General features: G+C 61.8%; 23 protein-coding genes. 18 read left to right on the forward strand and 5 right to left on the reverse strand.

The window, feature by feature from the left end:
* Positions 1-164 precede the first annotated feature (164 nt).
* The gene (locus tag ABIB91_RS41840) at positions 165-638 is read left to right on the forward strand and encodes a lytic transglycosylase domain-containing protein (RefSeq protein ID WP_502917069.1); all 474 of its coding nucleotides are present in this window, start codon (positions 165-167) and stop codon (positions 636-638) included.
* 463 nt (positions 639-1,101) lie between these two features.
* Positions 1,102-2,829, forward strand: a complete 1,728-nt coding sequence (locus ABIB91_RS37160; RefSeq protein ID WP_354171859.1) for a relaxase/mobilization nuclease domain-containing protein — start codon at positions 1,102-1,104, stop codon at positions 2,827-2,829.
* A gap of 43 nt (positions 2,830-2,872) precedes the next feature.
* On the opposite strand, the gene ABIB91_RS37165 is transcribed toward ABIB91_RS37160, so the two are convergent.
* Positions 2,873-3,139, reverse strand: a complete 267-nt coding sequence (locus ABIB91_RS37165; RefSeq protein WP_354171857.1) for a hypothetical protein — start codon at positions 3,137-3,139, stop codon at positions 2,873-2,875.
* 656 nt (positions 3,140-3,795) lie between these two features.
* On the opposite strand from ABIB91_RS37165, the gene ABIB91_RS37170 reads away from it, so the two are divergent.
* Together ABIB91_RS37170 and ABIB91_RS37175 are read left to right on the forward strand one after the other, a co-directional pair.
* On the forward strand, positions 3,796-5,772 hold the full coding sequence (locus ABIB91_RS37170) for a conjugal transfer protein TraG (RefSeq protein ID WP_354171855.1): 1,977 nt from the start codon (positions 3,796-3,798) through the stop codon (positions 5,770-5,772).
* A 10-nt stretch (positions 5,773-5,782) separates the two neighbouring features.
* A complete protein-coding gene (locus tag ABIB91_RS37175) occupies positions 5,783-6,205 on the forward strand; it encodes a CopG family transcriptional regulator (RefSeq protein WP_280095887.1) in 423 nt (140 codons plus the stop codon).
* A 216-nt stretch (positions 6,206-6,421) separates the two neighbouring features.
* Here the strand turns inward: ABIB91_RS37175 and ABIB91_RS37180 are convergent, their stop codons facing one another.
* A complete protein-coding gene (locus ABIB91_RS37180) occupies positions 6,422-7,105 on the reverse strand; it encodes a hypothetical protein (RefSeq protein ID WP_354171853.1) in 684 nt (227 codons plus the stop codon).
* Here ABIB91_RS37180 and ABIB91_RS37185 point away from each other — a divergent pair.
* From ABIB91_RS37185 to ABIB91_RS37240, 12 genes are all read left to right on the forward strand, one after another.
* Positions 7,104-8,657 carry an MFS transporter gene (locus ABIB91_RS37185; protein ID WP_354171851.1) on the forward strand — a complete coding sequence of 518 codons (1,554 nt, stop codon included), beginning with the start codon at positions 7,104-7,106 and terminating at the stop codon, positions 8,655-8,657. The genes ABIB91_RS37180 and ABIB91_RS37185 overlap by 2 nt on opposite strands.
* A 246-nt stretch (positions 8,658-8,903) precedes the next feature.
* Positions 8,904-9,824: a P-type conjugative transfer ATPase TrbB gene (gene trbB, locus ABIB91_RS37190; protein ID WP_354128288.1), complete on the forward strand. Its 921-nt coding sequence runs from the start codon at positions 8,904-8,906 to the stop codon at positions 9,822-9,824.
* On the forward strand, positions 9,821-10,147 hold the full coding sequence (locus tag ABIB91_RS37195; protein WP_354128289.1) for a TrbC/VirB2 family type IV secretion system protein: 327 nt from the start codon (positions 9,821-9,823) through the stop codon (positions 10,145-10,147). Before trbB ends, ABIB91_RS37195 begins: the two co-directional genes overlap by 4 nt.
* The gene (locus ABIB91_RS37200) at positions 10,147-10,410 is read left to right on the forward strand and encodes a VirB3 family type IV secretion system protein (RefSeq protein ID WP_354128290.1); all 264 of its coding nucleotides are present in this window, start codon (positions 10,147-10,149) and stop codon (positions 10,408-10,410) included. Before ABIB91_RS37195 ends, ABIB91_RS37200 begins: the two co-directional genes overlap by 1 nt.
* 10 nt (positions 10,411-10,420) lie before the next feature.
* Positions 10,421-12,862, forward strand: a complete 2,442-nt coding sequence (trbE, locus tag ABIB91_RS37205) for a conjugal transfer protein TrbE (RefSeq protein WP_354171848.1) — start codon at positions 10,421-10,423, stop codon at positions 12,860-12,862.
* Positions 12,859-13,593, forward strand: coding sequence for a P-type conjugative transfer protein TrbJ (gene trbJ, locus ABIB91_RS37210; RefSeq protein WP_354171846.1), 735 nt, complete (start codon positions 12,859-12,861; stop codon positions 13,591-13,593). Before trbE ends, trbJ begins: the two co-directional genes overlap by 4 nt.
* Positions 13,593-13,964 carry a putative entry exclusion protein TrbK-alt gene (gene trbK-alt, locus ABIB91_RS37215; protein WP_354236440.1) on the forward strand — a complete coding sequence of 124 codons (372 nt, stop codon included), beginning with the start codon at positions 13,593-13,595 and terminating at the stop codon, positions 13,962-13,964. Before trbJ ends, trbK-alt begins: the two co-directional genes overlap by 1 nt.
* Before the next feature lie 3 nt (positions 13,965-13,967).
* Positions 13,968-15,203: a P-type conjugative transfer protein TrbL gene (gene trbL / locus ABIB91_RS37220; protein ID WP_354171839.1), complete on the forward strand. Its 1,236-nt coding sequence runs from the start codon at positions 13,968-13,970 to the stop codon at positions 15,201-15,203.
* A 49-nt stretch (positions 15,204-15,252) separates the two neighbouring features.
* Complete coding sequence (gene trbF / locus ABIB91_RS37225; protein ID WP_354171837.1) at positions 15,253-15,933, forward strand: conjugal transfer protein TrbF; 681 nt, start codon at positions 15,253-15,255, stop codon at positions 15,931-15,933.
* A 2-nt stretch (positions 15,934-15,935) separates the two neighbouring features.
* Positions 15,936-16,910, forward strand: a complete 975-nt coding sequence (trbG, locus tag ABIB91_RS37230) for a P-type conjugative transfer protein TrbG (protein WP_354171835.1) — start codon at positions 15,936-15,938, stop codon at positions 16,908-16,910.
* Positions 16,907-18,112 carry a TraB/TrbI/VirB10 family type IV secretion system protein gene (locus ABIB91_RS37235; protein WP_354171833.1) on the forward strand — a complete coding sequence of 402 codons (1,206 nt, stop codon included), beginning with the start codon at positions 16,907-16,909 and terminating at the stop codon, positions 18,110-18,112. The genes trbG and ABIB91_RS37235 overlap by 4 nt, the downstream gene beginning before the upstream one ends.
* Positions 18,113-18,118: 6 nt before the next feature.
* Positions 18,119-18,361: a DUF2274 domain-containing protein gene (locus tag ABIB91_RS37240; protein WP_354171831.1), complete on the forward strand. Its 243-nt coding sequence runs from the start codon at positions 18,119-18,121 to the stop codon at positions 18,359-18,361.
* Here the strand turns inward: ABIB91_RS37240 and ABIB91_RS37245 are convergent.
* The 3 genes from ABIB91_RS37245 to ABIB91_RS37255 form a co-directional block, all read right to left on the reverse strand.
* Positions 18,334-19,287, reverse strand: a complete 954-nt coding sequence (locus ABIB91_RS37245) for a LysR family transcriptional regulator (RefSeq protein WP_354171829.1) — start codon at positions 19,285-19,287, stop codon at positions 18,334-18,336. The two genes, ABIB91_RS37240 and ABIB91_RS37245, sit on opposite strands and share 28 nt — an antisense overlap.
* Before the next feature lie 72 nt (positions 19,288-19,359).
* The gene (locus ABIB91_RS37250; RefSeq protein ID WP_354171827.1) at positions 19,360-19,992 is read right to left on the reverse strand and encodes an acyl-homoserine-lactone synthase; all 633 of its coding nucleotides are present in this window, start codon (positions 19,990-19,992) and stop codon (positions 19,360-19,362) included.
* A 95-nt stretch (positions 19,993-20,087) separates the two neighbouring features.
* Positions 20,088-20,810, reverse strand: coding sequence for a helix-turn-helix transcriptional regulator (locus tag ABIB91_RS37255; protein WP_502917070.1), 723 nt, complete (start codon positions 20,808-20,810; stop codon positions 20,088-20,090).
* Positions 20,811-21,180: 370 nt separating this feature from the next.
* On the opposite strand from ABIB91_RS37255, the gene ald reads away from it, so the two are divergent.
* Both ald and ABIB91_RS37265 read left to right on the forward strand, forming a co-directional pair.
* Positions 21,181-22,293 (forward strand): alanine dehydrogenase, encoded by a 1,113-nt coding sequence (gene ald, locus ABIB91_RS37260; RefSeq protein ID WP_354171825.1) that lies wholly within the window; start codon positions 21,181-21,183, stop codon positions 22,291-22,293.
* A gap of 290 nt (positions 22,294-22,583) precedes the next feature.
* Entirely contained in the window at positions 22,584-23,039 is a 456-nt protein-coding gene (locus ABIB91_RS37265; RefSeq protein WP_354171823.1) for an extracellular solute-binding protein, read from the forward strand.
* Positions 23,040-23,258: the final 219 nt, after the last annotated feature.

Raw genomic sequence — 23,258 nt, forward strand, 5'->3', positions numbered from 1 at the left:
TCGGCCGATCGGAACATCATTGCTTCATCCCGGCCAAATTGCCGGCAATCGGCGCGCCTCGCGGCAGTCTCGCGCTGCCTCAGGGCCGGCCGGGAAGGGCTTTGTCCTTGGCGGCTGCCCGCACATTGCTATCGGGAGCCGCTGCTTGCTCTCTGGGAATTCTCATGACGTTCGCGGCGCCATCGGCCAGCAGAGCGGAGGCTGGATCGCGCGCACAAGCTGCGCGCTCCTCAAACCTGCTTCCTAGCCTTGCATACGCCGCGTTCGCGACCGAAGCCTCGCATCGGTTCGCGATCCCGGAGCGTTGGATTCGTGCTGTCATGCAGGGCGAAAGCGGCGGGAATGCGCAGGCCATATCGCCTCGGGGAGCGCTCGGGTTGATGCAAATCATGCCCGCGACCTGGGTCGAGCTGAGCGTTCGTTACGAACTCGGTATCGATCCGTTTGATCCTCACGACAACATTATGGCTGGGGCAGCGTACCTTCGCGAGATGCTCGATCGTTTCGGATCGGGAGGGTTTCTCGCGGCCTACAATGCGGGACCAAAACGGTACGAGGAGCACCTGGCCACTGGTCGACCGCTTCCGGATGAAACACGAATCTACATCGCTAGACTCGCACCATTGATCGGCATTTAGCGGCGCAACAGCAGCGGTTCGGGTGCCAGACGCTTCACCGCGTGGCAGCAAGCGCCAGTCCTTGTTGAGCGGTCCGAGAGCTTATCCCCTGACGGCAACTCGGCATCTAGCGTCCGCACAATGAAGTCGTCGAAAGCAGCGCCTAAGGCGGGTAAGACTGCACTCGTCCCTCGTGCGACGGGGCTGTTTGTGCGGCGATCAGACGAGGTGCGGTCCCGATGATCGCAATCGCATTTCCTCGCATGATGTCGAAGCTGGTCGCAACGTCGAGAGGGGTCGGCAGAGAGCCGGGAGTGAGCGACCGGGGAGGGCAGGATAAAAGCCGCAAGGTGCGGCCGGTCGGTTCTGGGCGAAACTGCATCGATTTCAATGACCCCCAAAACATTGGGAATGGGCGACGCAACTTGCGATTTGCGGCAACTCCCCGTTATCACTCGGTTTTCGACACGTTCCGGCGGGCAAGATGACCGGCAACGACGATTTCCGCATCCGCCCAGGCCGCATCCGTTCGACGCGCGCGCCCCGGACAAAGCCGTTCTTGGCGCAGGCGCTCAAGGCTGCTCAGAAGGCCGGCGGTCTCTCGCGGGGCAGCCGCGGCGGTGGCAGCAGGTTTGGGCGCGGTCGCGCAGCGAGCCTTGCAGCGACGCGGCTCCTCAACAACCGCGCACGAACCGCCATGGTCAAGGCGCGGGTCGTGCGTCGGATGCGTTCGCCGGGCGCGCTGCGCGCGCATATCGGTTATCTCCAGCGCGACGGGGTCACCCGCGATGGGACACCGGGCAGGCTCTTTGACGCGGCGGGCGATGACGCCGATGGCCGCACGTTCGCCGAGCGCTGCGAGGGCGACCGGCATCACTTCCGGTTCATCGTCTCGCCCGACGATGCGGGCGAACTCGCCAGTTTGCGCAGCTTCACGCGTGAGCTCATGGATCAGGCCTCTCGCGACCTCGGTACTGGCCTTGATTGGGTTGCGGTCGATCATTGGAACACCGAGCATCCGCACATCCATATTCTCGTGCGCGGCCGGGCCGATGATGGAGAAGACCTCGTCATCAGCCGCGACTATATCGCAACCGGCTTGCGCGCCCGCGCTGGCGATCTCGTCACGCGCGAGCTTGGCCCGCGATCGGAGCTCGAGGTCCGCCAAGTCCTCGAAGCGGAGGTGACGGCCGAACGCTGGACCAGGCTTGACCGGGCGCTGGCTCGGGAAGCTGGCGCGGCGGACGGAGTGATTGATTTGAGGCCAGGCCGGGATGCCGGGGGTGACCCGTTACGGGAGATTCGGATCGGGCGGTTGCGGACACTTGAGCGGCTCGGCTTGGCGGAGCCTGCGGGGCCTGCACGCTGGGTACTCCCCGGGGACGTGGAACCGCGTTTGCGTAACCTGGGCGAGCGCGGCGATATCATCAAGCGGCTTCACAAGAGCCTCGCGAAAGACGGCGCCGCGCGCCCACCATCATCCTGGGCGCTCGAAGCCGAACGCCACGGCGAGCCCATTGTCGGCCGTCTCCTCGCACGCGGCCACGATGACGAGCTGAAGGGCTCAGCGTTTGCCATCATCGACGGTGTCGACGGTCGCGTGCATCACCTGAAGCTGTCGGAGATCGAGGCGGCCGGCGATGGGCCGATCGGTGGGATTGTGGAGCTCCGGCGGTTCGAGGACGCGCGTGGCCGAACACGGATCGCGCTCGCGGTACGCTCCGAACTCGCCATTGACCAGCAGGTCGCAGCGGAAGGCGCGACGTGGCTCGACCGGCAGCTTGTGGCGCGCCAGTCTGCCGATTTCTCGCGCGCCGGTTTTGGTGCAGATGTGCGGCATGCGCTTGATCGGCGCATCGACGTGCTGGCAGAACAGGGGCTGGCACGCCGGGCGGGAGACAAGGTGACGCTCGGCCGCAACTTGATCGAGACACTCCGCCGCCGCGAACTCGAGGGGGTAGGCCGGCGTTTGGCCTCCGAGACGGGGCTGGCGCACTTGCCTGCGGAGGCAGGCGAATCTATTTCGGGAATCTATCGCCGGAGGTTATCGCTTGCCTCGGGCCGCTTTGCCATGATCGACAACGGCCTCGGCTTTCAGCTCGTGCCCTGGGTACCCAAGCTAGAGCACGAACTGGGTCGCCAGGTGAACGGTATTGCTGGTCCCGGAGGGGTGGACTGGAGCTTTGGTCGGAAGCGCGGACTTTCGATTTGATCCGTCGATCTCTGCGGCGATCGGTGATCTGGCGGCCAATGGCTCAGTTTAGCATCACTTTGAAGCGCTCGACGGCACCATTGCGAGCACCAAGCTCCTCCATGCGCGATCTGCCGGCGTCGGTCACGCGGAAGACCTCGACCTGCCCACCACAAGCCGGATCTCTCACCTTCCGCTTGAGCACGATCCAGCCTTTCCTCAACGCGCGCTCCTTGGCAGCAAGACGATTCAGATTTTTATCCCGAACCGGGTTACCACCTCGCCTTCGCTCGCCGCGGCCAAAAAAAAGATTGGCCATTGCATCGTTCATTCCATTTGTCTCCGTGCTGCAAGTCATGCGCTTTGGGTTGGGTGGTCGCCTTCACAAGTCCGGTTTCATCTGCGATCGTCGAAGCAAGATGCAGGCCATTTTTGGAACTCCTGCTGGAGCACAAAGCACGCACCAGGAACGTCGGCTGGAGCCGCTGCTTCTCCTCCGCCAGAGTGAGAGCCGTCGTCGCATCCAGCGAGGACACCAAGATCGACAAACGATCGTGCAGAGATGGCGATCGCGAGCTGAGGCAAGAGCGGCCTTTCACTTTGACACGCTAATTCTGCGGCGCGTTGTGCGCGCCACGCGGCCCGGGGCCACGACCAACGAGCCATCTCGGCGTTCGTCCCGGTCGAGGCCGCTGGCGCCAAATGCCCACCCCGATAGCCCTTGCCATGCAGGTAACGCAGGAAGCCCCGTATCATCGCGGCGGTCCAGGTCTGGGCATCGTGCAAACACAATGACGTTCTTGCAGACTCTAATCGCTCGATCACGCATCTTGGCTCCTGGCTTGTGTCCTCCCAGTCGCTCGCCCAGAGGGCAGCTCCGAACACGTTTCACCCCGACCCGCCGAACGCTACAGTTTTGTGCGCGGGACTGCGACATCCCTGCGCTGTGGTTGCGCTCAGCTCATGGATGCCGTCCAGATCTCCACAATGTCCGCGACAAAGATCATTTGGCATCAGGTTATCCTGGTCTGTCTGGTCGTGCTCGCCTTTCTGTGGGCGGCGACCGAATGGACGGCTTGGCGGCTCGCCTTCCAGCCGCAGCTTGGACCCGCCTGGTTCAGTCTCGGGGGTTGGCCGATCTATCAGCCGGCTGCCTTCTTCGCCTGGTGGTTCAAGTTCGATGCTTACGCGCCCATGATCTTCCTTGAGGGCGGCGCCATCGCCGCAAGCGGAGGAATTGCGGCAATCGCGCTGGCAATGATGCTCTCGGTGTTCCGGGCCCATGAGGCGAGGGACGTCACCACCTACGGCTCAGCGCGCTGGGCCGACTCGCGCGAGGTTAGGCGCGCGGGACTCTTGGGGCCTGATGGCGTCGTGCTCGGACGTTTTGAGGGGCGTTATCTACGGCATGACGGACCGGAGCATGTGCTCTGCTTTGCTCCGACGCGCTCGGGCAAGGGCGTGGGCCTCGTCATACCGACCCTTCTGACCTGGCCGGCCTCCACCATCGTTCATGACATCAAGGGCGAGAACTTCCAGTTGACTTCCGGCTGGCGCGCGCGATTTGGGCCAGTGCTCTTATTCGACCCGACCAATCCGGCCAGCGCCGCCTACAACCCACTTCTCGAGATCCGTCGTGGTGATTGCGAGGTGCGAGATGCCCAAAATATCGCCGATATCCTTGTTGACCCCGAAGGGGCACTCGAACGCCGCAACCACTGGGAAAAGACCAGCCACTCTCTCCTGGTCGGCGCAATCCTGCATGTCCTGTACGCCGAGGGCGACAAGACCCTCGCAGGCGTCGCCAATTTCCTGTCCGATCCCTCCCGCCCGATCGACGCTACGCTCAACGCAATGCTCGCAACCCCGCATCTTGGAGGTAGCGCTCATCCCGTTGTCGCCTCGGCCGCGCGCGAGCTTCTCAACAAGAGCGAGAACGAGCGCTCCGGCGTGCTCTCGACCGCGATGAGCTTCCTGGGACTCTATCGCGATCCGGTGGTTGCCAAGATCACCGCGCGAAGCGATTGGCGGATCTGCGATCTCGTCGACGGCGCCGAGCCCGTCTCACTCTATCTCGTCGTGCCTCCATCCGACATCGTTCGTACCAAACCTTTGATGCGGCTCATCCTCAACCAGATCGGGCGGCGGTTGACCGAAAGCCTTGATCCAGACCGGCGCCGGCGGAAGCTCCTTCTCATGCTCGATGAGTTTGCAGCACTCGGCCGGCTCGACTTCTTCGAGAGCCAGCTCGCCTTCATGGCAGGCTACGGCATCCGCAGCTTTCTGATCACCCAGAGCCTCAATCAGCTCGAACGCGCTTATGGGCCGAACCATGCCATCCTCGACAATTGCCACGTCCGGATCGCCTTCTCGACCAATGATGAGCGTACCGCCAAGCGCGTATCCGACGCGCTCGGAACCGCGACCGAATTGCGCGCCATGAAGAACTATGCCGGGCACCGATTGAGCCCGTGGCTTGGACACCTCATGGTCAGCCGTCAGGAGACCTCGCGGCCGCTGCTGACGCCAGGCGAGGTCATGCAACTCTCGCCTAAAGACGCGATCGTGATGATTTCCGGGGTGCACCCGGTGCGCGCCACCAAAGTCCGCTACTATGAGGATCCGCAGTTCCAGCGACGTGTGTTGAAGCCGCCGCGCTTCGAACCGCGTACCTTGCCCGCAGGACCGGATGACTGGTCGGCCGGCGCTCCAATTCCGCCATCCGTCGAGCTACTGACCAGACGCAAGCGCAGGAGCGACCAGGCGAACGGTGGTTTGCGTCGCGAGCCGGAATTGCCGGAACATGAGGAGATCGAGATCAAGGCGCCGCTCGGCGAACATGAGTTCGACGCCGATCTCGATGAAGGCGATGCCGATGCCGTCCAGGCACAAGCTCTGAGCCGCTCCATGCAGGGCGTCGCGCGGACCGTGACCCTCGACACGGACGATGGGATGGATCTGTGAGCGGGGCAGCGTGAAAAAGATTCAGCTCAGTATCTATCTCGATCCGGAAACCTTCAAAACCCTTGAGACCTTCGCACAACGCCGGGGGCAGCCCAAGTCCCTGGTCGCCGAGGCCGCGATCTCCGCCTTTCTTTCTCCGGATGATTCCGATCGGCGCGAGGCGACGATCGCCAAGCGTCTGGACCGCATCGCGCGCGTGCTCGAACGCCTGGAGCGCAATGATGGCATCACGCTTGAGACCATCGCGCTCTTCATCCGCTTCTGGCTGACCTCAACGCCCGCGCTCCCCGAGCATTCGACGCCCGCCGCGCGCGCCAAGGGCGCGGAACGTTACGATCGCTTTGTTGAGGCGCTCGGACGGCGGCTCGCAAGCGGATCCACGGTCCTGAAAGAGGTGAGCATCGACATGCACGCCTCTGAGACGCCCGAGTAATCAGTACGCGCGCCTCAAATGCGCGCTGGCAGCTTGTGGCAGTATGCGGCGCTGGGTCAGATAAGCCGACCCGCAAATCGGCAGCACGCCATGAAGCCCGCAAACGATGGGCGCGCCACTCAAAGCTCCGGGGCCCCCCAACAGGCCGTTAGCTGCCCGCGAATGACACAGACTGACAGATCCAGCTCTTCTTGAGACCGCCTTGTCTTTCTTTGGCTACGCCAGACTACGACACAGATGTCGGTGCGGTTGAAGCGACGTTCCGATTGGCCCTTGTGTCAAGTCCATCATCGCTGGGGGCGATTCAGCCGTTTCGATTCCGAAATCGACGCCGCGCGTACCGGGGTGCGCGGGCAGGTCGCGGTCGCCAATCGGGGAGTGACAGAAATGCAAGTCGATGGAGAGCCTGGAGGCCAGCCCAGCTCGATCGTGAATCAATCCGACAGCGATGCGCAGCCGAGCCCGAACGAAGGAGAGCGAACCAAGAAGGTCACCGTTCAGCTCTCCGAGAGCATGTTTCAGCGGCTTGAAGTTGCGACCGAACGCCCGGGACTCGGCAAGAGCATGGTCGTCGAGGCGGCGCTTGAACGATTCCTGAATCCTGCACCACCCATCGAGGGGCTCGTTGATGAGGCTCTGGTCCGGATAATTGGCCAGATGGCCAGGCTCGAGCGCGAGATCGCGATCATCGGCGAGACGGTAGCCCTGCATGCGCGCTATCACCTCACCGTGACGCCGCCCATGCTGCCATCCGGGCAGCGGGAGGCGTGCCTGCTCGGGCAGCAGCGTTTCAAGGTATTGGCGGAACAGGTCGAACGGCGGGTACGGCTCGGTCAGCCATTGATCCAGGAGACGATCGATCAGCTGGGCAGGCGCAGTCGACCTGCCGGTGAAGCTCATGGCGGCGCGTCACAAGGCGCGGCAGAAGAACAGCCGAGAAAGGAAGGTCTGTCCGCAGTCGCAGCGGATGGGAGCTCCGAGCCGAGCGCTGCCGCCGAGGAGGGCGGCAGCAATCCAAACTTTCGAAACCTTCCGAACTCCTTTTGTTGAGGCGATTAAGCAGCCCGGCAGAAACGCGCCGAAGCGAACGAGCGCGAAAACATCGGCCGCAAAGCGCGCTGAGTCTTGTCCCTTCTGGCGGCTCATCGCGTGCGTGTTTCTTCCCTTCGCGGCCGGGTACTACCTTTCCTACCTGTTCCGGACCATCAATACGCTCATTGCTGGGCGCCTCGCCTCTGATCTCGGGCTTGGCGCTGCCGATGTCGGACTGCTCACGTCAATCTATTTCCTGGTGGTTATGGCGGCCCAGATTCCGGTCGGCATGTTGCTTGATCGCTTTGGGCCGCGCCGCGTCCAGAGCGTGCTCTTGGCTGTTGCTGCAGGGGGGGCCGCGCTCTTTGGGCTATCGACGGGATTCCTGTCGCTTCTTTTTGCTCGCGCGATTGTCGGACTGGGGAGTGCAGCAGCCCTGATGTCCGGGCTGAAAATCATTGTCCTCTGGTTTCCAAGAGAACGCATGGCGCTCATCAATGGCTACATGATTATGCTGGGCTCATTGGGCGCCGTCACTGCAACAGCACCTGCGGAGGCGCTCCTGGACTGGATCGGATGGCGGGGTCTATTCGGCGTGCTGGCCGCCGCAAGCGCGCTTGCTGCCATCTTGATCTATCTCGTGGTTCCCGAACGAACCACCGGGCCACAGCGCTCCAGGACGCCCGCCACTCTGAAAACCGTCTATTCGGATGCGCGGTTCTGGAGAATGGCGCCCTTATCGGCGACCTGCGTCGGGTCCGCTTGGGCACTGCAATCCTTATGGGCGGCGCCCTGGCTTTCCGACGTGGAGCGGCTGGATCGAATGACACTCGTCAACGAACTATTCGTGATGGCGGTCGCCCTGAGTCTCGGCGCTGTGGTCTTGGGCGTCCTTGCCAACTGGGTGCGCCGCCGGGCTAAGAAGATCGAGGCCCTGTTTGGTTTGGTCGCGGCGATGTTGATTGTGGCGGAGCTTGTGCTGGTCCTGCATCCGCCCTGGCCATCACTCTTGCCGTGGTGCGTAGTGTCGGTGGCCGGATCAGCGACTGCTCTGGCCTACGCCATGATAGCGGATTATTTCCCGGCCGAACTGGTTGCGCGCGCCAATGGCGGTCTGAATGTCCTGCAGTTTGGCTGGGCTTTCGTCGTGCAGTACGGGACGGGCCTGATTCTGGAGCAATGGCCTCTGGAGGCGGGGCACTATCCTTTAACGGCCTATCAGACCGCGTTCGGTGTGAACGTTTTGCTACAGGTGGCAGCGCTGGTCTGGTTCGCCGCCGTCCCGTGGCTCGAGCGCCGGAAACGGACGGTTGGCACTTCGGTCACACGTCAACCGGCGGGAGGCTGGAATTCGGTTGAGGCCGTTATTCGACCAGCCGAGCTCGCCATCCTGGAAGCGGACGATCATGCGGAGTGGTGAAGCCGGCCTGTCGCTGGGCAGATGTCCCGGGTGATGATGTTCGGTGCGTCAAAAGCGATCGTCCCTAATCTTTCTTCTTCTACGCCAGACTACGATTGACATGGTCTCATTGTTGCTTTCGCGCTGGTTCTGCTTTTTCTAGTTGTCCTCATGTGAGGTGGCTAGACGCTAGCTGCCTCACTCAATTGGGGGGCAGTCGTGGCGATCCATTCATTTGATTCGGAAGCCGAGTTGCGCGGAGCGCGCATGCTCCGCACCGCGCTGGGGCCTGCCATCGCGGGCTTTCTGGAAGATCCGTCGATCGTTGAGGTGATGCTGAACCCTGATGGCCGGCTATGGATCGATCGGCTGTCGAGCGGCCTTACCGATACCGGCGAGAGTCTGTCGGCTGCCGACGGCGAGCGAATTGTCCGGCTCGTCGCGCACTATGTGGGCGCTGAGGTTCATGCCGGCTCGCCCCGAATCTCGGCTGAGCTGCCAGAGACCGGGGAACGCTTCGAAGGCCTGCTGCCGCCGGTGGTTGCCGCGCCCGCCTTCGCGATCCGCAAACCGGCGGTCGCTGTCTTCGGCCTGGACGACTATGTCGCTGCCGGCATCATGGACTCGGCGCAGGCGAACGCGCTTCGTGATGCGGTTGCCGCGCGAAAGAACATCCTGGTCGCCGGCGGCACCTCAACCGGCAAGACGACGCTGACGAACGCGCTTCTGGCGGAGGTGGCCAAAGGTTCGGATCGCGTCGTTCTCATTGAAGATACGCGGGAGCTTCAGTGCACGGCGCCGAACCTCGTGGCGCTGCGGACCAAGGATGGTGTCGTCTCGCTGTCCGAACTTGTGCGCTCGTCACTTCGCCTGCGCCCTGATCGTATCCCGGTCGGCGAGGTGCGCGGGGCCGAGGCGCTCGACCTGCTCAAGGCCTGGGGGACGGGACATCCGGGCGGAATCGGCACGATCCACGCCGGCACCGCGCTTGGCGCGCTCCGCCGGCTCGAGCAGCTCATCCAGGAGGCCGTCGTCACGGTCCCGCGCGCGCTGATTGCCGAGACCATCAACGTCATCGCCGTGCTCTCTGGCCGTGGTGCCGAACGGCGTTTGAGCGAACTCGCTTCTGTCACCGGGCTTGGACCATCAGGCGACTACAGCCTGTCGAAAATCGGAGATCAATCATGAACGCACCATCCTCTCTCGGGCGAAGTCTCACATCGGTTGCGGCATTCGCTTGTCTGTACCTGGCCAGCGTGCCGGCCTGGGCCGCCGGCTCGAACATGCCCTGGGAGCAGCCGCTCAATCAGATCCTGCAATCGGTCGAAGGACCCGTGGCCAAGATCATCGCGGTCATCATCATCATCGTGACAGGCCTCTCGCTCGCATTCGGCGACACGTCGGGCGGCTTCCGGCGGCTGATCCAGATCGTGTTCGGTCTGTCGATCGCATTTGCCGCCTCGAGCTTCTTCCTGTCGTTCTTCTCGTTCGGCGGCGGGGTGGTGATCTGATGGATGAGGCAGTCCCGGGCTTTGTCGCCCCTGTCCACCGTGCGCTGACCGAGCCGATCTTGATGGGCGGAGCACCGCGATCGGTTGCCATTGTCAACGGCACATTGGCCGCAGCACTCGGCCTCGGTCTGCGCTTGTGGCTGGCCGGCCTTCTGCTGGCCTTCATCGGCCACATGGCCGCGGTCTGGGCCGCAAAACGCGATCCGGAATTCGTCGAAGTCGTGCGCCGGCACGTTCGTGTTCCCGGTCATCTCAGCGCTTGAGAGTAGTCCCATGATGAATCTTGCCGAATACCGCCATTCAAACACGCGCCTTGCTGATTTCCTGCCCTGGGCTGCTCTGGTCGACGACGGAATTGTATTGAACAAGGACGGCTCGCTTCAGCGGACGGCGCGGTTCAGGGGGCCGGATCTCGACAGTTCCGTGCCGGCTGAGCTTGTTGCGGTCGCAAGCCGCCTGAACAATGCGCTCCGGCGTCTCGGATCGGGCTGGGCGGTTTTCGTCGAGGCGCAACGGCATTCGGCAGGGCGCTATCCGCCCGACACATTCCCGGATGTCGCATCCGCCTTGGTGGATGCGGAGCGCAAAGCGCAATTCGAGGAGGCCGGCAGCCATTATGAATCGAGCTACTACCTAACCTTCCTTTATCTGCCGCCTGCAGAGAGTGCAGCTGTGGCAGAGCGTCTCCTGTACGAGGGCAGCCGTCGCAGCGCGGGAGCGGATGCGCGCGAGGTGCTGAGTGGCTTCGTCGACAGAACCAACCGCGTGCTGCAGCTCGTCGAGGGCTTTATGCCGGAATGCGGCTGGCTCGATGACGAGGCAACGCTCACCTACCTGCACTCGACGGTGTCGACCAAGCGGCATCGTGTTCGGGTGCCGGAAATCCCGATGTATCTCGATGCGCTGCTTGCCGATCAGCCGCTGACAGGCGGGCTTGAGCCGATGCTGGGTGACGCGCATGTGCGTGTCCTGACGGTTGTCGGGTTTCCGAGCGCGACGACGCCCGGGATCCTCGATGATCTCAACCGCCTCGCATTCCCGTACCGCTGGTCGACGCGGGCGATCATGCTCGACAAGACGGATGCTCTAAAGCTCCTGACCAGGATCAGGCGGCAATGGTTTGCCAAGCGCAAGTCGATTGCCGCGATCCTGAAGGAGGTGATGACGAACGAGGCGTCCACGCTTCTGGACACCGATGCCCACAACAAGGCTTTGGATGCAGATCACGCGCTCCAGGAGCTCGGCTCGGATCAAATTGGAGAGGCCTTTGTGACGGCAACCGTCACGGTCTGGGACCGGGATCCGCTCGCGGCGGACGAAAAGCTACGCCTCGTTGAAAAGGTGATCCAGGGCCGGGACTTTACCTCCATGACCGAGACAGTGAATGCCGTTGAGGCCTGGCTCGGCAGCCTGCCGGGACAGGTCTATGCAAACGTGCGCCAGCCGCCGGTGTCGACGCTAAATCTCGCCCACATGATCCCGCTCTCTGCGGTCTGGGCGGGAGAGGTGAGGGACCATCATTTCAAGGCGCCTCCATTGTTCTTCGGCAAGACGGAAGGATCGACCCCTTTTCGCTTCTCGCTCCATGTCGGCGATGTCGGACACACTCTGATCGTTGGACCGACCGGCGCCGGGAAATCGGTGCTGCTCGCGCTGATGGCGCTGCAGTTCCGGCGATATCCGCAAGCGCAGATCTTTGCCTTTGATTTCGGTGGGTCGATCCGCGCGGCGGCGATCGCCATGGGTGGCGACTGGCATGATCTCGGTGGCGCGATCGGCGGTGAATCATCAGAGTTCGTCGCCCTTCAGCCGCTTGCGCATATCGAGGATATCGGTGAGCGGGGCTGGGCAGCCGATCGGATTGCATCGATCCTTACGCGCGAGCGCATCGAGGTCACGCCCGAGACAAAGGATCATGTCTGGTCGGCCTTGACCTCGCTCGCCTCGGCGCCAGTTCGGGAGCGGACGCTGACTGGCTTGTCCATTCTTCTGCAATCCAATGCCTTGAAGCGCGCGCTGCAACCCTATTGCCTCGGCGGTCCGTTTGAGCGGCTGCTGGATGCGGAAGGCGAGCGGCTGGGACAGGGCTCCGTCCAGGTGTTTGAGACCGACGGGTTGATCGGGACCGGTGTCGCGCCGGCGGTTCTCTCCTATTTGTTCCACCGGATTGAGGATCGCTTCGACGGCCGTCCGACTCTGCTCATCATCGATGAGGGCTGGCTTGCGCTCGACGATGCCGATTTTGCCGGCAAGCTCCGCGAATGGCTGAAGACGCTGCGCAAGAAGAACGCCTCCGTCGTGTTTGCAACCCAGTCGCTGGCCGATATCGACGGCTCCGCAATTGCGCCCGCCATCATCGAGAGCTGTCCGACCCGGATCCTTCTTCCCAATGACCGCGCGATCGAGCCGCAAATCTTAGGCGTCTACCGGCGCTTTGGACTGAATGACCGGCAGATCGAGATCCTCGCTCGCGCGACGCCCAAGCGCGACTACTACTGCCAGTCGCGCCGGGGCAACCGCCTGTTCGAGCTTGGACTTGGCGAGATCGCGCTCGCCTTTGTGGCCGCGTCGTCCAAGACCGATCAGGCCCTCATCGAGCGGGTGCTAGCCGAGCACGGACGAGACGAGTTCGTCACCGGCTGGCTTCGGGCGCGCGACCTCGGCTGGGCCTGCAATCTCATTCCGCAGCTCGCAAAGGAAGGAGGCTTGTCATGAAACGTCTCCGTCCGCTTCTGGCAGCAAGTATCATCGCAATTAGCCTGACCCAAGGGCCCCGCGAAGGGAAGGCACAGTGGATCGTGTTCGATCCCAACAACTACGTGCAAAATGTGCTGACGGCCGCGCGCGAGCTACAGCAGATCAACAACCAGATCACCTCGCTGCAAAACGAAGCGCAGATGTTGATCAATCAGGCAAAGAACCTGGCGAGCCTGCCGTATTCCTCCCTGCAGCAGCTCGAGCAATCGATTCAGCGCACGCACCAGCTGCTCAGTCAAGCGCAGCGCATTGCCTACGACGTCCAGCAGATCGATCGCGCGTTCTCAACAACTTATGCGCCGGCATCCGCGAGTATGTCCAATGGGCTCCTCGTCGCCAACGCCCAGACACGTTGGCAGAACGCAGTCGCCGGCCTGCAAGACGCCATGCGAGTGCAGGCAACCGTCGTCGGTAACCTCGATACCAACCGCACCCAGATGTCGGCGTTGGTCACGGCGAGCCAGGGCGCGTCAGGTGCTCTGCAGGCAAATCAGGCCGGCAACCAGCTCCTTGCGCTTCAAGCGCAGCAGCTTGCTGATCTCACCGCGACCGTGACCGCGCAGGGGCGCGCACAAACGCTCGAAGCCGCGCAAAGAGCAAGTGCCCAGGATCAGGGGAGGGAGCAGCTGCGGCGCTTTCTGACCCAAGGTCAGGGCTATCAACCGACAACCGTGCAGATGTTCCACTGATGATGAAGAACAGATTCGAACGGCTGCCGATGGCGGTGGCAGTTAGCCTCACGGTCCTGGTCGTCGCCGCCTGCGCCGTTCGCCTGCGCGGCGACGATAGCGGGACCCAATCTTCCGCCTCGCCCGCCGCGAAGCCCGATCCGACGGCGGCAAAGCTCGAGCAATGCCGCACCGTCACCTACGAGCAGAGAGAGGCTCTGCTCGAATGCGAGAGGATCTGGGCGGAACGGCGCAGCCAGTTCTTGGGGAAAAGCGGATCGGTAGACGGTGATAGCGGGGTAGGCGCCGCGCCATTTTCCTCCGCGCCGCCGCGCAAGGACGAAAGCCGCCTCCCGTCCCTCTCACCCTCCATTCCAAGCCAAAGCGAGTGAACGATGGGCGGCACCTCTGTCATCGACCAGTTCCTGGAAACCTTCACCCGCTATATCGATTCCGGATTCGGCCTGGTCGGGGGCGAAGTCGGCTATCTGGCGACCACGTTAGCTGCAATCGACCTCACGCTCGCGGGGCTGTTCTGGTCCTGGGGGACTGATGAAGATATTGTTGCCCGGCTCGTCAAGAAAACCTTGTTTGTCGGTGTCTTTGCCTATCTGATCGGCAGCTGGAGCAGCCTCGCCCGCATCGTCTTCGAGAGCTTTGCTGGTCTTGGCCTCAAAGCCTCGGGCACGAGTCTGTCATCGGCCGATTTTTTGCGGCCAGGCCGCATCGCGCAGGTGGGGCTCGATGCCGGCCGCCCGATCCTGGACTCGATCTCGGGGCTGATGGGCTATGTCAGCTTTTTTGAGAATTTCGTCCAGATCGCGGTCCTGCTGTTCGCCTGGATCGTGGTGCTGCTGGCCTTCTTTATTCTCGCGATCCAGCTCTTCGTCACGCTGATTGAGTTCAAGCTGACGACGCTTGCAGGTTTTGTCCTGATCCCGTTCGGTCTGTTCGGCAAGACCGCCTTTGCGGCCGAACGGGTGCTGGGCAACGTCATCTCCTCCGGCGTCAAGGTTTTGGTCCTCGCCGTCATCGTCGGCATTGGATCGACCTTATTCTCGCAGTTCACGGCAGGTTTCGGCGGCAACCAGCCGACCATCGAGAACGCGATGGCGCTGGTGCTCGGCGCTCTCGCCTTGTTGGGCCTCGGCATTTTCGGACCCGGGATTGCCAACGGCATCGTCTCCGGAGGTCCCCAGCTCGGCGCAGGCAGCGCAGTTGGGACGGGACTTGCCGCCGGTGGAGTCGTCGCGGCTGGCGCTGGCCTTGCGGCCGGCGCTGCCGGTCTCGCCGGCGGCGCGATTGGAGGCTCGCTACGAGGTGGAAGTGCGATTGCAAGCGGCACCATGAGCGTGTTTCGGGCGGGGAGTCAGTCCGGCTCCGAGGCGAGCGCGTCCAAGGCTGCTAGTCCCTTGCGCTCGGTCGCAGCTGGGCTTGGTGGAGCGGCGAGCGACGCGGGTAAGGGAGAAGGGGACGCCTCGAGACCTCCCGACAGTGCGCCTGCTTGGGTTCGGCGCATGAAGAGAGCGCAGACGATCAGCCATGGCGCATCAGCGGCAACCCACGCGATCCGTTCGGGTGATGCCGGCGGGGGCGGCGGATCTGTCGACCTCTCTCAACATGACCGCTGACTCTTCCGATCGACCAACTCCGTTTTCTCACGTCACTTAAGGTCCAGCAATGTTCAAACGATCGGCCGTTCACTATGGCCGCACGCCAGAAGCCGTCACCCCCTATCAACGCGCAGCTCAAATCTGGGATGATCGCATTGGGTCTGCGCGCGTGCAGGCCAAGAACTGGCGCCTGATGGCCTTTGGCTGCCTCTTCTTATCCGCTGGTTTCGCCGGCACCCTGGTCTGGCAATCGGCGCATGGGACGATCACGCCCTGGGTGGTCCAGGTCGATCAATTGGGGGAAGCAAAAGCCGTCGCTCCGGCAAACGCCAGCTATCAACCGACCGATCCGCAAGTAGCCTTTCACCTGGCGCGCTTCATCGAGCATGTGCGAGGGCTGCCGATGGACGCCATCGTCCTTCGCGAAAATTGGCTCCGCGCCTACGACTTTACAACCGATCGCGGTGCGGCCGCACTGAATGATTACGCCCGCAACAACGATCCATTCGCCAAGCTCGGCAAGACGCAAATTGCGATTGAGGTCTCGAGCGTCATTCGTGCGTCCCCTGAGAGTTTTCGCCTCGCCTGGGTCGAACGCCGCTACGACAACGGTCAGCTTGCCGCAACCGAGCGGTGGAGCGCGATCCTCACGATCATCGTGGAAATGCCTCGCGATCTCGATCGCCTCCGCAAGAATCCGCTTGGTATCTATGTCAACGCCATCAACTGGTCGAAGGAGCTGGGTTAGCAATGCCGTCAGGTTTCGTTATTGCGTCACCGAAGGTCCGCCCGAGCCTGGCTTTGGCTCTTGTTATTTGTGTGTCCACCCTTGGCGGTTGCACCACGTTCAAACCGCCGCAAATCAGTTATGATAGCGATGTCCCGCCGGCTCCAGATCTGCCGGCGCTTGCCGACGATCGGCCGCGGCCGCTGCATGTCCCACCGGCCTGGAAGGCGGCGCGCGGCGGCAAGAACGCGGAAGCCAAAGAGCCCGTCGAGCGGATTGAGACCGCGAATGACGCGGCACGCGTGCAGCCGCGCAAAGCCGGCTACTTCAATGCGGTGCAGGTGTTTTCGTACAGTCCGGGCGCTCTCTATCAAATCTATGCCGCGCCGGGGCAGATCACCGACATCGCCTTGGAGCCCGGTGAGCAACTGATCGGGTCGGGACCAGTTGCCGCGGGTGATACCGTGCGCTGGGTGGTCGGCGACACTGAAAGCGGCAGCGGCGACACGCGACGCGTCCACATCATGGTCAAGCCGACACGTCCGGCGATCGAGACCAATCTCGTCGTCAATACCGATCGGCGCACTTACCTCATCGAACTCCGCTCCCGCGAAAAGCCCTACATGCCACAGGTCGCGTGGTTCTATCCGGAGGATCGGACTGCGCGTGGTCGAGCTCTGCCGCCGACACCCGTCATCCCGGACCAGGCGCAGCGCCGTTACCGCTACGCCATCGAGGGAGACAGCCCACCCTGGCGTCCTGTCAATGCCTATGACGATGGGCGCAAGGTCTACATCGAGTTTTCGCCCGGCGTCGGCCAGGGCGAGATGCCGCCGCTGTTCGTGATCGGGCCTGACGGCAAGACCGAGCTCGTCAACTATCGCGCTTACGGCAATGTGCTGATCGTCGACCGGCTGTTCGCGGCCGCGGAACTGAGGCTGGGCGAGGAGCACCAGCAGAAGGTCAGGATCGTCCGAACCGACGGGAGGCCGCTATGACAGAGACTGGCCGGCCGAATGACACGCCCAAGGACGCTCCTCGGGTTAAGCCGCCGGAAGATATCGCCGAAACCCTTCGGCTCCGACCGGATCGGCCGCAAGTTACGCGCCTATCGCGCAAGGTGCTTGCGGGTGGCAGCGCCCTTTTGCTGGTGCTCATCTCTGGTGCGGTCTTCTGGGCGTTGCAGGAGAAGCGATCGCGCACGCCGGCCGCCGAGGAGCTTTACGCGACCGACCACCACAATGTCGCCGATCAGCTTGCAACCTTGCCGAAGGATTATGCTGAGATCCCAAAGGAGGTGCCGCGCCTTGGACCACCTTTACCCGGCGATCTTGGCCGGCCGATCGTTGCAGCACAGGGCTCATCGACGTCCAGCCCGCTCGGTGTTGACGCCGAACAGCAGCGCGTCAATCAGGAGAGCGAGGCGGCACGCACCAGCAAGGTGTTTGCCAGCACGAACGTCCGCGCACAGGCTCCTGTCACATCGACAAGTGAAGCCCCATCAAATGCAGCGCCATCATCCGACGAAGCATTTGCCCAGAATGGCCAGGATCGAAAACTTGCGTTCGTCAGTGCTTCCGTTGACCGTCGAACCACCAGTCCCGATCGCCTGGCAAGACCGGTCTCTCCCTTTGTGGTCCAGGCGGGAACGCTCATTCCGGCTGCTCTCATCACGGGGATTCGGTCCGACCTGCCTGGGCAGATCACGGCCCAAGTCACAGAAGCCGTATATGATTCCCCTACCGGGCGAGCTCGCCTTGTCCCGCAAGGAGCCCGGTTGATCGGGACGTATGATAGCCAAGTCGCATTTGGCCAATCGCGCGTGCTCCTGGTGTGGACGCGCCTCATCATGCCAAATGGGCGGTCGATCGTGCTGGAGCGGCAGCCGGGCGCAGATGCCGCGGGCTACTCTGGGCTTGAGGATGAGGTCGACAACCATTGGAAGGAGCTGTTGGGGGCGGCTGCGCTTTCGACGCTGCTCGCCGTCGGCACCGAGGTGAATTCCGGATCGGATACGGGTGGCACCAACAGCGACCTCATCGCTGCGCTCCGCCGCGGGGCGGCGGACTCGATGAACCAGACGGGCCAGCAGGTGGTCCGCCGCAATCTCAACATCCAGCCGACCTTGACGATTCGTCCGGGATTTCCGGTGCGGGTGATCGTCAATCGCGACCTGGTGCTCGAACCGTATAGAGGGTGAGTTACGATGCCTAAGCTTAAACTTGGAGCGCTCGAAGACGATAAGCCGATCAAGATTACGCATGAACTCCCAGCGAGCGTGCACAGGGATCTCGTAGCGTACGCAGAAATCCTTGCACAAGAGAGCGGACAGCCGATCGGGGAGCCGGCCAAGCTTATCGCTCCCATGCTGGCGCGGTTCATGGCAGCGGACAGAAGTTTTCGGAAGGCTCGACGGGCCCGTCAACGTCCGCGCGGAGATGAGGGATAGCGCTCAGAAAGCAAATTCAAGAAGGCAGCCAACGCAGGGTTTTCATTGTCGTCTCGCCAGTATGCCGAAAAGTCGAATCGGCTTGGACCGGCTCCATCGCGCAATTCGCGGTAGACGAGGCCTGCATAGTTGATGCCCATGTCGGATTCCAGCACCAGGCTGATTCCTGTGTTCATCCTGATCAGGCTCTTGATGATACCGCGGCTGACGTCGTGGCGCTCGAGTTTAGGACGGTCGTCAGGCGACACGAGCTTTGAAATGAGAAGATCTTCAAACTCTTTTCCCGGATCGTAATGGCTCAGCAGGACCGTCTCGCCGCGCAGGTCAGTCCAATAGACTGTGTCGCGCGCGGTGAGGGGATGATCATGGGGTAAGGCGACCAGAACACGTTCGCTCCACAGCGGCATCACTCGGTTGTCGAGTAACGGCAGGTTCCCTGTGACCATCAGGATATCGAGAACGCCGTTGCGAAGTGCAGTCGCGAGGCGTGTTCGTGATTTCTCGATTGTCACAAGCTCGATTTGCGGGAATCGCTGCTTGAAATCCAGCAAGGACGTCTGCAGGTTGCCAATGGAAAGTGAGGTGCAGAGCCCAACACTCAACCGGCCAGCCTCGCTGTTCCGTACAGCCCTCGCGGTCGCGATGAGAGCATCGAACTCCTCCAGAATTGTCCTTGCCAGGCGAAGAACACTGCGGCCTGCCTGCGTGGGGCGCACACCACCGCTGAAGCGCTCAAAAACCGCAATTCCCAGGTGATATTCGATCTCGCTGATTCTGCGGCTGAGACTCGATTGTTGGGTTCTCAGCAATTCCGCCGCTTGACGGAGGCTGCCACAATCGGCCGCAGCCACGATCGACTGCAGGTGTTTCAGTTCGATTGCCTTGCTGGCTTGAAGGGAGGGTGTTGATCGACGTGGTTTGTGCATCGTAAGTCTTAAGCAGATGGGCTTTCCGCTCCAATGCGCAGCGATGCCCCGGATTGTCCTTGCTTTCAGATCCTAGGCGGCCGCTTGGATGACTGGAGCCCAGAGCACCGGACCTGAGATGTGTCCCGCTTTGCGGATGCGCTCCAAGGCATCAGTCGACACCTCCAGATAGCCCGCCATGGCCAGAGTCTTTCCGAGAGGTCGTGCTTTGCCGATCGGGCGGAGTGGCCACCCGGCGCGCCGAAGAATGCGCTCCATGCGCGCGTCAGTGACCGTGACAATCTCGGTCAAACGAATCGAAAGGCCGAACTCAACCATGCCCGCGAAAAGCTCGTAGGTGGCGGCAGCAAGTCCACCGCTCGCCTTCGACGCATCCGGAGGAACATCAAGAGCAAAGCGACTGCTCTCCCAGATGTAATCGCTCCGCGGCGCCGGCTGCTCGTCCAGAAGAATTGGGAAGGTGTCCCTGAGCATGGTTGGCCCGGTCGATGGGAGAAGTCGAACGCAGCCCTGAACCCGTCCATCCGCTGAGCGATGCAGCAAGTGGACTGGCCGAAGTACGTCAAACTCGTCGACTTCCATATCGCCGCTGACCTGAACATCCCATTCGAGACGCTGTTTGAAGATGCGATAGCGCAACCGGTGCATCTCGGCGAGTTCATTGATGAATTCACCGTAGTAGTCTGGTGTGATGAGCAGCATCATTGCTGTTTCCCCTGCCTTGGATCGGCAATCAAAGCAGGAGCTGACGCAAACGCATCCTGTGCAGTTGCACAGGGTGACTATAACTAGCCGGCCAATTATCTTCGAGATTTTGATTCAATCAGCCGCACGACTGCTTGGTGAATCGTTCGGACACCCAGCTTCGCTCGGGCATTATCCCGATGATATCCAACGGTTCGTGGAGATATGCCGAGAATATTGCCGATCTCCCAAGCAGATTTGCCGCGAGAAGACCATTCGAGACATTCGAGCTCACGAGGAGACAACAACACGCCATCGACGACGCGATCGGACCCCAACATGCGGCCTGCGTGCGCATGGAAGAACATCGCGATTATCCGCAGAACCTGGGCGTGCTCGTCTATCGAGCGCTCGAAAGCAATTCGCCGCTCGTCGGTCGCAAAGGTCACGGCGGCTATCCCACCTTTGTTATCGTGGATTGGGATCGTGAAGCCACACCGAATGCCGAACCTCGCGGCTTCTTCAAATAGTTCACGCTCGGACTCTGACCGAATTCGCGGTCCGAACCCAAGTCCCCATCGAAAGGGTTGAGTATGGCGGATCGCCTGACGAACCACAGGATCGAAGCCTTCATAGCGGCGTCGCAGATAGTGTGCCGTCCAGGATGGCGGATATGTCGAGATTAGTTTGGGGGCGCCGTTCGGTTCGTGGGGTAAAGCAAGATATGCAAAGCAAGACAGGTTCAGCGCGGCGGCCACATCCGCCATGCTCCGTTGAGCAGCCTCTCGGTCAGTGCTTTCGCTCAGCCGATCGACGAATGCTTGAAAAGCGCGATACATGTCGAACGACCTCGCGACTTCCCTATGTTGGACACCTGCACTGGAGACCTGCTGACGGAGATTTCGCCGCCAATATGGCGAAAGCAGGAACGAGAGGCGTTTCGTAAGGTCCGGTCCATTCTCCGCAAGATTCGTCTCGCTTCCGATAGATGCCGGAGTTCTGATGCATTGATACTTCCATTGGCACGCCCCTGATGATTCGTCGGCGTGAGCTCCGCGACAATTCGTGTCCTGCTTGTCTGCGCACACCCGTCCGAAATCCTGCGTCATGGACCTGATAATCGCTGATTTTCTGCGCCGTTTGTCGATCTACGTCGCAGGTTTGCTCCGCTCTTCCGATTAGAAAAGCCACTAAGCTAGGAGAAAGAAAATGAAGGTCGGTGTTCCCAAGGAAATCAAGACACACGAATATCGCGTGGGCCTGACGCCTGGGGCTGTCCGCGAATATGTGGCCGCCGGACACAAGGTGATCGTCGAGGCCGATGCTGGCGCTGGCATTGGAGCCACAGATGACAATTATCGCAAGGCTGGCGCAACGATTGTGGGCTCCGCACGCGACGTATTCGCGTCGAGCGAGATGATCGTAAAGGTGAAGGAGCCCCAGCCTTCGGAATGGACCCAGCTGCGAGAGAACCAGATCCTCTTCACGTACCTTCACCTAGCGCCAGATCCGGAGCAGGCAAAAGGACTCATGAAGTCTGGGTGTACGGCAATCGCCTATGAAACCGTAACTGATGCGAACGGTGGGCTTCCGCTGCTTGCGCCGATGAGCGAGGTCGCGGGCAGGCTTGCGATCGAAGCAGCCGGCGCAGCCCTGAAGCGGTATGCCGGCGGGCGTGGGCTGTTGATCGGTGGCGTGCCAGGCGTCCAGCCGGCCCGTATCGTGGTGATTGGAGGTGGCGTTGTCGGTACGCATGCAGCGCGGATGGCGGCCGGCCTCGGTGCGGAGGTCACTATCCTCGACCGTTCGATACCGCGGCTGCGCGAGCTGGATGAACTATTCGAAGGCCGCGTTCGTACCAGGTTCTCGACCATGGACGCCGTTGAGGAGGAGGTATTTGCGGCGGATGTGGTTATCGGCGCGGTGCTCATTCCCGGGGCGAGCGCGCCGAAACTTGTCAGCCGCGGCATGTTAAGCTCAATGCGCAAAGGCTCCGTGATCGTAGACGTAGCTATCGATCAGGGCGGATGCTTCGAGACGTCACATGCGACGACGCACGCTGATCCAACTTACGAGGTCGGCGGCGTCATTCATTACTGCGTCGCAAATATGCCCGGAGCTGTACCACTCACCTCGAGTCAGGCGCTGAACAACGCTACGCTGCCGTTTGGCTTAGCTCTAGCAAATAAGGGATTTGCAGCCGTGCTTGAAAATCCCCACCTGCACGCAGGGCTGAATGTCTATCGGGGCCGACTTACTTACAAGGCTGTGGCCGAGAGTCTCGGGCTACCGTTCTCGCCGATCGAGCAGGCTGCGGCCTGATCCCAGGGGTCCTCTAGGGGACATTTCCTCCCTGACTTGGGGGGCCACTCCTTCGGAGTGGCCCCCTTTTTTTCAGCCCGCTCAGTACGGCTTGAATCGCTTTGGATCCCTGAGATCAAGCTGGGAGCATTCTCGGCCGGAAAGGACCTCGAGCAGGTTGCGGCCGAAACTGCCCAGATGATGACGACACAAGGTCTCGGGCGGGCGACTAGCTACGCGCGATGAATCGACGTCGATATCATCGATCGTGTCCTCGAAATCGCAGAATTTCTCCGCGTACGGCTAATTTTTTGCGGTTTCTGGGCGTCGACACGAGGTTTCGTGGATCGCGGGGGCTCTACGCTCCCCTTGGCAATGACTTTCCGTTTGCGCTCGTCGCCCATGGTGTCGACCACAAGGAAATCTGGCCGCTGACTGCTGAAAAGCTCGATCGCGCATTCGCGAAGCTCAATGAAATCAAGCCGCACATTACCAAGTGGTGGAGCGCCGGCGGAGAATCGCCCCAACTTCTTACGAACGGCGAATACGCGATGACCAGCGCATATGATGGTCGCGCGTTCTCAGCGATTCGCCAAGGCGCGCCGATCAAGTTCGCTTGGAACGGTGCATACTTGAACCACACTTTCGTGACGGTTCTCAAAAGGAGCCCCAACACCGCGAACGCGCAAAAATTCGTCGCCTTCCTGAATCGGGCCGACATGCTGCCGCCTTCACGCAGGCGACCGGCTACTCCAGCCCGAATGTGAATCAGCTCAAGTACCTGCCAGTTGCCATGCTGCCTCAGGTCAGCAGAAATCCGGAGAACGCTTCGAAGGTCGTGCGTGAGGATTCTGGCTGGCTAGCCGCCAAGCGCCCTGATGGAGAGACGAATGCAGTCCACATCCAGGAGCGCTGGCTGGCATGGCGGGCAAAATAAGTTGTTGAGCACTGAGGTCGCGAGCGACGGCGGCCGAAGCGGTAATCGC

It is taken from the genome of Bradyrhizobium sp. JR4.3, assembly GCF_040547695.1.
In the GTDB taxonomy this organism is placed as follows: domain Bacteria; phylum Pseudomonadota; class Alphaproteobacteria; order Rhizobiales; family Xanthobacteraceae; genus Bradyrhizobium; species Bradyrhizobium canariense.

What these genes read in the sequence shown, in the direction of transcription:
- ABIB91_RS37250 (WP_354171827.1), bottom strand. Translation starts at nt 19,992, where the DNA reads ATGATGCTGCTCATCACACCAGACTACTACGGTGAATTCATCAATGAA.
- ABIB91_RS41840 (WP_502917069.1), top strand. Translation starts at nt 165, where the DNA reads ATGACGTTCGCGGCGCCATCGGCCAGCAGAGCGGAGGCTGGATCGCGC.
- trbE (WP_354171848.1), top strand. Translation starts at nt 10,421, where the DNA reads ATGATGAATCTTGCCGAATACCGCCATTCAAACACGCGCCTTGCTGAT.
- ABIB91_RS37180 (WP_354171853.1), bottom strand. Translation starts at nt 7,105, where the DNA reads ATGAGCTTCACCGGCAGGTCGACTGCGCCTGCCCAGCTGATCGATCGT.
- ABIB91_RS37165 (WP_354171857.1), bottom strand. Translation starts at nt 3,139, where the DNA reads ATGAACGATGCAATGGCCAATCTTTTTTTTGGCCGCGGCGAGCGAAGG.
- trbB (WP_354128288.1), top strand. Translation starts at nt 8,904, where the DNA reads ATGCTCCGCACCGCGCTGGGGCCTGCCATCGCGGGCTTTCTGGAAGAT.
- ABIB91_RS37240 (WP_354171831.1), top strand. Translation starts at nt 18,119, where the DNA reads ATGCCTAAGCTTAAACTTGGAGCGCTCGAAGACGATAAGCCGATCAAG.
- ald (WP_354171825.1), top strand. Translation starts at nt 21,181, where the DNA reads ATGAAGGTCGGTGTTCCCAAGGAAATCAAGACACACGAATATCGCGTG.
- ABIB91_RS37235 (WP_354171833.1), top strand. Translation starts at nt 16,907, where the DNA reads ATGACAGAGACTGGCCGGCCGAATGACACGCCCAAGGACGCTCCTCGG.
- trbJ (WP_354171846.1), top strand. Translation starts at nt 12,859, where the DNA reads ATGAAACGTCTCCGTCCGCTTCTGGCAGCAAGTATCATCGCAATTAGC.
- trbL (WP_354171839.1), top strand. Translation starts at nt 13,968, where the DNA reads ATGGGCGGCACCTCTGTCATCGACCAGTTCCTGGAAACCTTCACCCGC.
- ABIB91_RS37200 (WP_354128290.1), top strand. Translation starts at nt 10,147, where the DNA reads ATGGATGAGGCAGTCCCGGGCTTTGTCGCCCCTGTCCACCGTGCGCTG.
- trbK-alt (WP_354236440.1), top strand. Translation starts at nt 13,593, where the DNA reads ATGATGAAGAACAGATTCGAACGGCTGCCGATGGCGGTGGCAGTTAGC.
- ABIB91_RS37185 (WP_354171851.1), top strand. Translation starts at nt 7,104, where the DNA reads ATGGCGGCGCGTCACAAGGCGCGGCAGAAGAACAGCCGAGAAAGGAAG.
- ABIB91_RS37245 (WP_354171829.1), bottom strand. Translation starts at nt 19,287, where the DNA reads ATGCACAAACCACGTCGATCAACACCCTCCCTTCAAGCCAGCAAGGCA.
- ABIB91_RS37170 (WP_354171855.1), top strand. Translation starts at nt 3,796, where the DNA reads ATGTCCGCGACAAAGATCATTTGGCATCAGGTTATCCTGGTCTGTCTG.
- ABIB91_RS37255 (WP_502917070.1), bottom strand. Translation starts at nt 20,810, where the DNA reads ATGTATCGCGCTTTTCAAGCATTCGTCGATCGGCTGAGCGAAAGCACT.
- trbF (WP_354171837.1), top strand. Translation starts at nt 15,253, where the DNA reads ATGTTCAAACGATCGGCCGTTCACTATGGCCGCACGCCAGAAGCCGTC.
- ABIB91_RS37160 (WP_354171859.1), top strand. Translation starts at nt 1,102, where the DNA reads ATGACCGGCAACGACGATTTCCGCATCCGCCCAGGCCGCATCCGTTCG.
- trbG (WP_354171835.1), top strand. Translation starts at nt 15,936, where the DNA reads ATGCCGTCAGGTTTCGTTATTGCGTCACCGAAGGTCCGCCCGAGCCTG.
- ABIB91_RS37195 (WP_354128289.1), top strand. Translation starts at nt 9,821, where the DNA reads ATGAACGCACCATCCTCTCTCGGGCGAAGTCTCACATCGGTTGCGGCA.